Annotated in this window: 8 protein-coding genes; 5 read left to right on the top strand and 3 right to left on the bottom strand. The window is 70.6% G+C overall.

Annotated elements, in window-relative coordinates:
* Positions 1–6 precede the first annotated feature (6 nt).
* Genes nuoL through nuoN form a run of 3 tightly spaced genes read left to right on the top strand, consistent with a single transcriptional unit; the run spans position 7 to position 5,160 of the window.
* The gene (gene nuoL / locus G5C51_RS18695) at positions 7–1,908 is read left to right on the top strand and encodes an NADH-quinone oxidoreductase subunit L (RefSeq protein WP_165238800.1); all 1,902 of its coding nucleotides are present in this window, start codon (positions 7–9) and stop codon (positions 1,906–1,908) included.
* A gap of 1 nt (position 1,909) precedes the next feature.
* Positions 1,910–3,511, top strand: a complete 1,602-nt coding sequence (locus G5C51_RS18690) for an NADH-quinone oxidoreductase subunit M (protein WP_165238798.1) — start codon at positions 1,910–1,912, stop codon at positions 3,509–3,511.
* Between the two features lie 5 nt (positions 3,512–3,516).
* The gene (nuoN, locus tag G5C51_RS18685; protein WP_165238796.1) at positions 3,517–5,160 is read left to right on the top strand and encodes an NADH-quinone oxidoreductase subunit NuoN; all 1,644 of its coding nucleotides are present in this window, start codon (positions 3,517–3,519) and stop codon (positions 5,158–5,160) included.
* Positions 5,161–5,223: 63 nt separating this feature from the next.
* Here nuoN and G5C51_RS18680 read toward each other — a convergent pair whose 3' ends face one another.
* Positions 5,224–7,416: a M4 family metallopeptidase gene (locus G5C51_RS18680; RefSeq protein ID WP_338118207.1), complete on the bottom strand. Its 2,193-nt coding sequence runs from the start codon at positions 7,414–7,416 to the stop codon at positions 5,224–5,226.
* Positions 7,417–7,562: 146 nt separating this feature from the next.
* Here G5C51_RS18680 and G5C51_RS18675 point away from each other — a divergent pair, with 146 nt between their 5' ends.
* Entirely contained in the window at positions 7,563–8,522 is a 960-nt protein-coding gene (locus G5C51_RS18675) for a LysR family transcriptional regulator (protein ID WP_165238794.1), read from the top strand.
* 10 nt (positions 8,523–8,532) lie between these two features.
* On the opposite strand, the gene G5C51_RS18670 is transcribed toward G5C51_RS18675, so the two are convergent.
* Positions 8,533–9,021 (bottom strand): hypothetical protein, encoded by a 489-nt coding sequence (locus G5C51_RS18670; RefSeq protein ID WP_165238792.1) that lies wholly within the window; start codon positions 9,019–9,021, stop codon positions 8,533–8,535.
* Between the two features lie 136 nt (positions 9,022–9,157).
* Here G5C51_RS18670 and G5C51_RS18665 point away from each other — a divergent pair, with 136 nt between their 5' ends.
* On the top strand, positions 9,158–9,613 hold the full coding sequence (locus tag G5C51_RS18665; RefSeq protein WP_165238790.1) for a hypothetical protein: 456 nt from the start codon (positions 9,158–9,160) through the stop codon (positions 9,611–9,613).
* Positions 9,614–9,625: 12 nt separating this feature from the next.
* Here G5C51_RS18665 and G5C51_RS18660 read toward each other — a convergent pair.
* Positions 9,626–10,316, bottom strand: a 691-nt coding sequence (locus tag G5C51_RS18660) for a GOLPH3/VPS74 family protein (RefSeq protein ID WP_338118206.1), incomplete at its 5' end; no start/stop codon positions are given.

The following is a 10,316-nucleotide window of genomic DNA, read 5'->3' as shown; positions in this document are numbered from 1 at the left end:
GCACCAGTGGAGTCACTCATCGGACTGCTCGTCGCGGCGCCGCTGCTGGGCGCGGCGGTGCTGCTCTGCGGCGGGCGTCGCCTGGACCGTACGGGCCACTGGCTCGGCACCGGTCTCGCCTTTCTTTCCTTCGCGTTCGGCCTCGTCCTCTTCACCGACATGCTCGGCAAGGACGGGGAGCACCGGGCGCTGCACAGCCACCTGTTCAGCTGGGTGCCGGTCGGCGATTTCCAGGCCGACGTCGCCTTCCAGCTCGATCAGCTGTCGATGACGTTCGTGCTGCTGATCACCGGCGTCGGCTCGCTCATCCACCTGTACTCGGTCGGGTACATGGAGCACGACGAGCGCCGCCGCCGGTTCTTCGGCTATCTGAACCTCTTCCTGGCAGCCATGCTGCTGCTGGTCATCGCCGACAACTACCTGCTGCTGTACGTCGGCTGGGAGGGCGTCGGCCTCGCCTCGTACCTGCTGATCGGCTTCTGGCAGCACAAGCCGAGCGCGGCGACGGCGGCGAAGAAGGCGTTCATCGTCAACCGGGTCGGCGACTTCGGTCTTTCGGTCGCGATCATGCTGATGTTCACCACGTTCGGCACCTTCGCCTTCGGGCCGGTGCTGGCAAACGCCACCGAGGCGGGCGAGTCGAAGCTGACGGCCATCGGCCTGATGCTGCTCCTCGCGGCCTGCGGCAAGTCGGCCCAGGTGCCGCTGCAGTCGTGGCTCGGCGACGCGATGGAGGGCCCGACGCCGGTGTCGGCGCTGATCCACGCGGCGACGATGGTGACGGCGGGCGTGTATCTGATCGTCCGCTCCGGAGCCATCTTCAACGGGGCTCCGGACGCGCAGACGGCGGTCATGGTGGTCGGGGCCGTAACGCTCCTCTTCGGTGCGATCGTCGGTTGCGCGAAGGACGACATCAAGAAGGGCCTGGCCGGCTCGACGATGTCGCAGATCGGCTACATGGTGCTGGCCGCGGGCCTCGGCCCGATCGGCTACGTCTTCGCGATCATGCACCTGGTCACCCACGGCTTCTTCAAGGCCGGGCTCTTCCTCGGCGCCGGCTCCGTCATGCACGGCATGAACGACGAGGTCGACATGCGGAAGTACGGGGGCCTGCGGAAGTACATGCCGGTCACCTTCGTCACCTTCGGGCTCGGCTATCTGGCCATCATCGGCTTCCCGTTCCTGTCCGGCTTCTACTCCAAGGACCACCTCATCGAGGCGGCCTTCGCCCGGGGTGCGACGCAGGGCTGGATCTTCGGCTCTGTGGCCCTGCTGGGTGCGGCGATCACCGCGTTCTACATGACGCGCATGATGCTGATGACGTTCTTCGGCGAGAAGCGCTGGCAGCCGGACGAGAACGGCGAGCTGCCGCACCCGCACGAGTCGCCGAAGACCATGACCATCCCGATGGTGATCCTGGCGGCCGGCTCGGTCGCGGCCGGCTTCATCTTCAACCTCGGCGAGCGGTTCGTGCACTGGCTGGAGCCGGTCACCGGCTACGAGCACGGGCACCTGCCCGAACCCCTGAACGTCCCGCTGATCACCGGCTCCGCGGTCACCGCGATGGTGCTCGGCGTGGCGCTGGCCTGGGTGAAGTACGGCCGCCGGCCCGTTCCGGCCGTCGCCCCGCGCGGCAACGCGCTCACCTGGGCCGCCCGCCGCGACCTGCTCCAGGACGACGTCAACCACGTGGTCCTGGTCCGCGGCGGCGAGCACCTCACCCGCAGCCTCGTCTACCTCGACCACAAGGTCGTGGACGGCGTGGTCAACGGCACCGCCGCCACCGTCGGAGGCCTCTCCGGCCGGATGCGGCGGGTGCAGAACGGCTTCGTCCGCTCGTATGCGGTCTCGATGTTCGGCGGTGCCGCGGTGCTGATCGCCGCCACCTTGTTCATGAGGGCGGTCTGACATGTCCTTCCCACTCCTGACGGCCACCGCCGCGCTGCCCGCCCTCGGCGCGGTGGCGACGGCCGCCGTACCGGCCGAGAAGCGGACGGTCGCCAAGTGGCTGGCGCTGCTGGTCTCGCTGGGGACGCTGGTCCTCGCGGCGATTGTCGCCATCCGCTTCGACCCGGACGGCGCCCGCTTTCAGCTCACCGAATCGCACGCCTGGATCGCGGACTTCGGGGTCCGGTACGAGCTCGGGGTCGACGGCATCGCGGTCGCCCTGGTCGGGCTGACGGCGCTGCTGATCCCGTTCATCATCGCGGCCGGCTGGCACGACGCCGACCCGCTCGCCGAGAAGACGACCTCCCGGTGGCGGCCGACGCAGGGCTTCTTCGCCCTGATTCTGCTGGTCGAGGCGATGGTGGTGATCAGCTTCCTGGCCACCGACGTCTTCCTCTTCTACATCTTCTTCGAAGCCATGCTCATCCCGATGTACTTCCTCATCGGCGGCTTCGGGGACCGTGCCCACCAGCACGGCGAGGAAGAGGCCGGCCGGCAGCGCTCGTACGCCGCCGTGAAGTTCCTGCTCTACAACCTCGCCGGCGGCCTCATCATGCTGGCCGCGGTCATCGGCCTGTACGCGGTGACCAGCGACCAGCTCGGCTCGGGCACCTTCTCCCTCCAGGAGATCCTGCAGGCCCGCGCCGACCGCGACCTGGACATCGCCACCTCCACCGAGCGCTGGCTCTTCCTCGGCTTCTTCTTCGCCTTTGCCGTGAAGGCCCCGCTGTGGCCGCTGCACACCTGGCTGCCCAACGCCATGGGGGAGTCGACGGCCCCGATCGCGGTGCTCATCACCGCCGTGGTCGACAAGGTCGGCACCTTCGCGATGCTCCGCTTCTGCCTCGGCCTCTTCCCGGAGGCGAGCCAGTGGGCGACGCCCGTCATCCTGGTGCTGGCGCTGATCAGCATCGTCTACGGGGCGCTGCTCGCCGTCGGCCAGCGGGACATCAAGCGGCTGATCGCCTTCGCGTCGATCTCGCACTTCGGCTTCATCGTGATGGGCATCTTCGCGATGACGTCGCAGGGCCAGTCGGGCGCGACGCTCTACATGGTCAACCACGGCATCTCCACCGCCGCGCTGATGCTGGTGATCGGCTTCCTGATCTCCCGCCGCGGCTCGCGGCTGATCGCGGATTACGGCGGGGTGCAGAAGGTCGCGCCGGTGCTGGCGGGCACCTTCCTCATCGGCGGTCTGGCGACGCTCTCGCTGCCGGGTCTGGCGCCGTTCGTCAGTGAATTCCTGGTCCTGGTCGGCACGTTCGCCCGCTATCCGGTGATCGGCATCATCGCCACCGTCGGCATCGTCCTCGCCGCCGTGTACGTCCTCGTCCTCTACCAGCGGACGATGACCGGGCCGGTGAAGTCGGGCCTGGAGAAGCTGCCCGACCTGCGGGTGCGCGAGGTCCTGGTGGTGGCTCCGCTCATCGCCCTGCTGATCGGCCTCGGGGTCTACCCGAAGCCGCTCACGGACATCGTCAACCCGGCGGTCGGCCACACGCTCTCCGACGTGGGCGAGAAGGACCCGAAGCCCGAGCACGACGCACGCGGAGGCGACAAGTGAGCACCATGAACACTGTCCACAGCCTGTGGACAATGGCGGCCGAACCGGCGGGGAAGATCGACTCCCCGCACATCGAGTACGCCCAGCTCTCCCCGACGCTGATCGTGCTCGGCGCGGCCATCATCGGCGTGCTGGCCGAGGCGTTCGTGCCGCGCAAGTCCCGCTATGCCGTGCAGATCGGCATCGCGCTGCTCGGCTTCGCCGCCGCCTTCGCCGCGGTGATCGCCCTGGCGGCCGGCGGGCACGCGAAGGAGGAGGCGCAGATCGCCGCGATGGGCGCCATCGCGGTCGACGGCCCCGCGCTCTTCCTGCAGGGCACGATCCTGCTGGTCGCGCTGGTGGCGGTCTTCACCTTCGCCGAGCGCCGGCTCGACCCGCAGGAGCACGGCAAGCACGTCGACTCCTTCGCCGCGCAGGGCTCGGCGGTCCCCGGCGGGCCGGCCGAACAGGCCGCGGTCAAGGCCGGGTTCACCACCACGGAGGTCTTCCCGCTGCTGGCGTTCGCCGTCGGCGGCATGCTGATCTTCCCGGCGGCGAACGACCTGCTGACCCTCTTCATCGCGCTCGAGGTCTTCTCCCTCCCGCTCTACGTGCTCTGCGCCCTGGCCCGCCGCAAGCGGCTGATGTCGCAGGAAGCGGCCGTGAAGTACTTCCTCCTGGGAGCCTTCTCCTCGGCCTTCTTCCTCTTCGGCGTCGCGCTGCTCTACGGCTACGCGGGCACCGTCTCGTACGCGGGGATCGCGGAGGTCGTCGAGGGCACCCGGCAGGCGTCGGACCCGGCGCTCGCCCAGACCATGGGCAATGACGCGCTGCTGCTGATCGGCGGCGCCATGCTGCTGATGGGCCTGCTGTTCAAGGTCGGCGCGGTCCCGTTCCACCAGTGGACCCCGGATGTCTACCAGGGCGCTCCGACCCCGGTGACCGGCTTCATGGCTGCTGCCACCAAGGTGGCCGCCTTCGGCGCGCTGCTGCGGCTGCTGTACGTGGTGCTGCCCGGCCTGCGCTGGGACTGGCGCCCGGTGATGTGGGGCGTGGCCATCGCCACGATGGTGATCGGCGCGATCCTGGCCGTGACCCAGACGGACGTGAAGCGGCTGCTCGCCTACTCTTCCGTCGCGCACGCGGGCTTCATCCTCGCGGGTGTGACGGCGGCGACGCCGGACGGCATCTCGTCGGTGCTCTTCTACCTGGCGGCGTACTCGTTCGTCACGCTGGGCGCCTTCGCGGTGGTCACGCTCGTCCGGGACGCGGGCGGCGAGGCCACGCACCTGTCCAAGTGGGCGGGGCTGGGGCGGCGTTCGCCGCTGGTGGCCGCGGTCTTCGCGGTCTTCCTGCTGGCCTTCGCGGGCATCCCGCTGACCTCCGGCTTCGCCGGGAAGTTCGCCGTCTTCAAGGCGGCGGCCGAAGGCGGGGCGACGCCGCTGGTCGTCATCGGCGTGATCTCGTCCGCCATCGCGGCGTTCTTCTACGTCCGCGTGATCGTCCTGATGTTCTTCAGCGAGCCGAAGCCGGAGGGCCCGTCGGTGGTCATCCCGAGCGTGCTGACGTCGACGGCGATCGCGGTGGGCGTGGCGGTGACGCTGGTGCTGGGTCTGGCGCCGCAGTACTTCCTGGATCTGGCGGGCGACGCGGGCGTGTTCGTCCGCTGACGCCGCTGTACGTAACGACGCCCCCGCGCTGCCCGGCAGCGCGGGGGCGTCTGCTTGTCCCTGTTACGGGTTGGTCAGGCCCAGCGTGTAGGCGCCGGAGCCGGAGTAGGCGTCCACCACGTAGCGGTAGTAGCCCGCGGTGCCGCTGTAGGTGATGTCCTCGTTCTCGTCAGCGCTCGTCGACTCGCGCACGGTCGCCCAGCCGGACCCGCTCCACTTCTGCAGATACAGGTCGAAGTCGGTGCCGGAAGGACCGCGCAGGCAGCCGATGTGCTGTCCTGAGCTGCCCGAGTAGTAGTACGAGCCGTCGGGCTGCACCTCGGACTGGCCGTCCGCGAGCGTCCCTTGGTACGTGGCCTCGGAGCTGCTGCAGCCGGACGGGCCGCCGCTGCCGACCGTCAGGGTGTACGTGACCGAGTGCGAGGTCTTCCCGGTCCCCTTCACCGTGATCGGATACGAGCCGTTGGCCGCACCCGCGGCGACCGCCACCGTCATGGTGGACGAGGCCCCGGACGTCACCGACGCCGGCGCGAACGACACCGTCACGCCGCTCGGCTGGCCGGTCGCGGACAGCGCCACCGTCTGCGCGGCACCCTGCGTCGTGGTCGTGCCGACCGTCGACGTCGCCGAGGAGCCCGGCTGGACGCTGCCCGACGTCGGGTTCAGCGACATCGAGAAGTCGTCCGTAGCGGTGCCGCCGCAGTCGGTCTCGCCGGACTGGGCCGGCATGGCGATGGCGTTCCAGGCCGCCTTGACCGCGTTGCACTCGGTGGCGCCGTACGTGTTCTTGGCGACCGACAGGGTGGCCTTGCGGGCGGCCGCGTGGTTCCAGGACGAGGTCTTCATCATCAGCGCGCCCATGAAGATCTTGCCGGCCTTCTGGATGCCGATGCCCGTCACGGACGACGGACCGCCGCTGCAGATCGGGCTGTTGGGCTTGCCGCCGCCGGGGCTCGAGCCCTCGGCCAGCAGATAGAACCAGTGGTTCTGCGGTCCTGCCGCCGCGTGCACCTCGGTGCCGGAGCTCAGCTGCGGGTAGCAGTTGGGGTCGCCGAGTGCCCCGGGGTTGTACATGTTGCGGATGGGGCCCTGGCCGACCAGGTCGACCATTTCGCCGACGAGATAGTCGGGGGCGTCGTTGGCGTTGTTGGCGTACGCCTCGGTCAGGGCGCCGAAGATGTCGCCGGTGGACTCGTTCAGGCCGCCGTTCTCATTGGAGGAGCCCGCGCTGCCCGGGGTGCGGTCGAAGATGTTGTGGCCGTACTCGTGCGCCACCACGTCGATCGGTGTGGCCTGCTCCGTGTTCGCCTGGTTGTGGCCGTAGTTGGTCTTGGTGCCGTCGTAGAAGGCGTTGACCTGGTTCAGGCCGACCCGGGCCGGGACCATGCCGCCCTGCCCGTCCTGGCCGTTGCGCCCCAGCCACTCCTTCAGCATGTCGAACTCGCGCTGCGCCGCGTACATCACGTCCACGCACGCGGTCTCCAGATTGGTGCCGCCCCCGTTGCCCCACACCGCGTCCGTGCCGGTGTAGGCCGTACCATTCTGGCCGCCGCACTGCAGCCCTGACCTGGTCGGGTCGACCATCCGGTGCGAGGTGCCCGAGCCGCTGGTGTCGATGGTGACGTCGCCGTTGTGATAGCCGTGTCCGGTCGCGTCCCGGACCTGCTCGCGGGCCTCGGCGACCTTGCCGGACGCGGCGTCCACGTAGGTCCGTAAGACGCTGGGCTTGCCGGCGGCGGTGCTGCCGGTGACGGTCGTACGCCAGGTGAGCAGGGCCTTCTTGCCCTCGTCGATCAGGACGGTCAGCTCGGGCGCGGTGGCCTTCTCCACCTTGGCCAGCTGCTTGCGGGCGGTGGCTTCGGCGGCCGCCTTCGCGACCTTCGCCTTCGTGCCGACCGTGATGAGCGGGGCCTTCGCCGCGGCGACGTCGCGGACCCGGCCCTTGCCGTCCGCGACCACGACCGCGTCGGCGCCGTCGACGTCCAGGCCGCGGTAGGTCGTTTCGTACGAGCTGAAGTACAGGCCATTGGCCCAGGGCTGCACCGAGGTGCGGACGAGGTCCTCGTCGGGGCCGTGGCGCAGCCCGTCGAGTCCGCTGAAGGCGGCCCGGTCGGAGGCCGCCACGGCGGCGGCCTTGCCGGACGGCGGCTCGGGTGGTGGCTCCTCGGCGGCCGCGGTGGCGGTGCCGAGCGCGCCGGCGAGGCCGGCTGCCAGGGTGCAGGCAGCCAGGCTCGCCATGAATCTGTTGGGTTTCACCGTCTGCTCCGATCGCGATGTTCCGGGTGGGGAAGTCGGGCAGGTGCGCATCGGAGTATGGATGTGGACATGACGCTTTCGGACATCTCAGTGGCCATAAGGCGCGAGTTATGGCGACCATCGAGGCGGGTTCGTACCCTGCGGCTATGCAGCTTGAGCTGAGGCACCTGCACGCGGTCTGCCGGATCGCGGAGGCGGGCAGTCTGATGCGCGCCGCGGCGCTGCTGGGCGTCTCGCAGCCCGCGCTGTCCGCGCAGCTGCGCCGCATCGAACGGGTCGCGGGCGGCGAGCTGTTCGTCCGCGGCCGGCGCGGCGTGGAACCGACGCCGCTGGGCCAGTTCGTGCTCGACAAGGCGCGCCGGGTGCTGGGGGAGATGGACGCGCTCGCCGCGGGGGCGCGGGCGGCCGAGCCGGACCGGCCGCTGCGGCTCGGCAGCATCTTCCTGGTGCTGCTCGACCACCTCTTCGACCAGCTCGATCTCGCCCTGGAGGGGCGGGAGTTCGCGGTGGACCTGGAGGATTCGGTCACGGCGCTGACCCGGATGCTGGGCGCGGGCCAGTACGACGCGATCGTCTACGGCGAGGTGAACGGCTACGAGGCGCCGCTCCCCGCGGGCACGGCGGCCCGTACGCTCGTCGCCCGCGAGCCGTTCTGCGTACGGATGGCGGCGGACCACCGGCTCGCCGGGCGGGCCGCCGTGGAGCTGGCGGAGCTGGCCGGCGAGCAGTGGATGACGATGGTCGAGGACGACGACGGCGGCCGCGAGGCCTTCGCCGAGGCGTGCGAGCGGGCGGGCTTCACGCCGTCACTGCGCTACCGCATCGGCGACCGCACCCTTTACCTCGGCGTGGTCGCCGCCGGCCGGGCGGTCGCCCTCACCCAGCCGACGGCGCCGCCCGCGCCCGGCACCGTGATCCGGCCGCTCGCCGGCGACCCGGTCACCGGGCGGATCAAGCTGGCGTGGCGGCGCTCGGCGGTGTCCGCGCAGGTGGCGCGGCAGTTGTACGGGGCGGCGGCGCGGGCGTATCTCGAAGGTGTCGACAACAACCCGCACCACCGCGCCTGGTGGGACGCGCACCGGGAGGCGCACCCCGTACTGGAGTAGCGTCGGGCGGCTACTCCGGGGTGGGCAGGTCCTCCGGGTTCTCCGGGAGGTCGCCGAGGTCCGTGGGGATGTCGTTCGGGGTCTTGGTGAAGGTGTCCTCCTTGCCGGAGGCCCACTTGATCACCAGCTTCTTGCCCTCGAGGGACTGGACCTGGCCGGTGGCGAAGTCCGTGTTGCCGTCGTTGCACTTCAGGGCGAGGCCGGCGTCGGTGGCCTTGCCGGTGCAGGTGGACTTCCCGGTGAGCATCGCCGATCCCTTGCTCACCGCGAGGATCCGCAGGCCCTCGTCGGCGTGCGTGGCGTCGGTGCTCCAGCCGCCCTCCAGCTGGTCCGCGCCGACCTTGGCGTCCCCGCCGCCGTCGGGCGCCTTGGTCTGGTCGGCCTTGGGAGTCTCGCTCCCCTTGTCCCCGCCGTCGTCGCTGCCACTGCTGCAGCCACTCACCAGCAATGCCGCGACCGCGGCCGCCGCGACCCCGGCAAACCGTGCTGACGTACGCACGTACTTTCCCCCTCAGTAGGTTGCTTGGGCTGGCGACCCTAGCAGCAGCCACCTTCGCCCGAGGCCGAAGGACGTAGCCGGGGCCGCGGACGGGGCGGCAGGCTGGGAAAACGACTTCGGGGGAAGGGACCAACTCATGCGCTCAGCACCGCGCTTGCTCATCGTCGCCGCGGCCGGTCTGGCACTCGCGGCGGGCACGGGGACTCCGGCCCAGGCCGCCAGTTACGAGACCACCGTCGACCGGTACACCGACGACGGCGATGACGGCGGCAGCAGCGGAAGCATCGACCTGCACGAGCCCGATAACTACGAGAACACCTACTACTCGGCCCAGTTCTGGGCCAAGGGGGAGGACTTCCACCTCTGGGACTTCGTGACCGACGGCCGCGAGGCGCAAGCCGTGGTCATCGTCTACCACCCCAGGACCGGCGAGCAGCTCGACGTGGACCGCTTCAAGGTCTCGCCCGACCGCCACTACAAGCTCGGCACCCCCGACGGCAGCGGCAACATCCCCGAGGGCTACAAGGTAACGGTCCGGCTCAAGGCCGAAGGCCTGGACTGGGCGCCGGGGATTCTGCGGGTCACGGCCTGAGGCTGTCGTCGGTCAGTCGCCGTCGCTTGAGGTCGGGCTGGTGGTCCAACCAGGGCTGAGGGGGGATCGTTTGCTCTGTTTGACGGCGCGGATGACCGTGTCCGCGTACCAGGTCTCGCGGGCCAGGCGGCCCAGGTCGCGGCGTTCGCGGCTCAGTGGGCCGCCCGCGCACAGCCAGGCGTCGAGGCCGGTGGCCGAGACGAGGGCGGCGAGGGCGATGTCGCGGGGGTCGGAGAGGCCGTCGCGGAGGCCGGTGCGGAGGCGGGCGCGGGCCGGGGTGGCCAGGTCGGTCGAGCCCGCAGAGTGGCGGGTGACCGGGATGATGCCGAGGGCGCGGCGGGCCTCGATCCGGACGGCGCCGCGCCGCCGCAGCAGCGTCCAGCACATGTCCTCCATGTCCACGCCCGCCTGCCGCACCCAGCGCTGGGCCGGGGTGCCCTCGGGGGAGAGGGTGGAGAGCGCGGCGTCCAGCAACTGGTTGCCGAGCGGCTGGGAGTTCACCACCGCGGCCCGGCTGCCGGTGAGCCGGCCGTGGTGCTCCGCGACCCGCCCCGCCAGCTCCAGCTCCGCGAGCGCCGCGGCGGCCAGCCCGTAACGCAGCGGCTGCCGCGGCCCGACCGCGGTGCCGCGGGACGGCTCCAGCGCGAGCAGCAGCAACTCCTCGGGGAGCGTGAGGCCTTCGGGGCGGGCGGCGGTCATGCGG

Source organism: Streptomyces coryli (assembly GCF_011044975.1).
In the GTDB taxonomy this organism is placed as follows: domain Bacteria; phylum Actinomycetota; class Actinomycetes; order Streptomycetales; family Streptomycetaceae; genus Streptomyces; species Streptomyces coryli.
The sequence above is the reverse complement of the archived record's forward strand: the minus strand, read 5'-3'. Positions and strand labels throughout refer to the sequence as shown.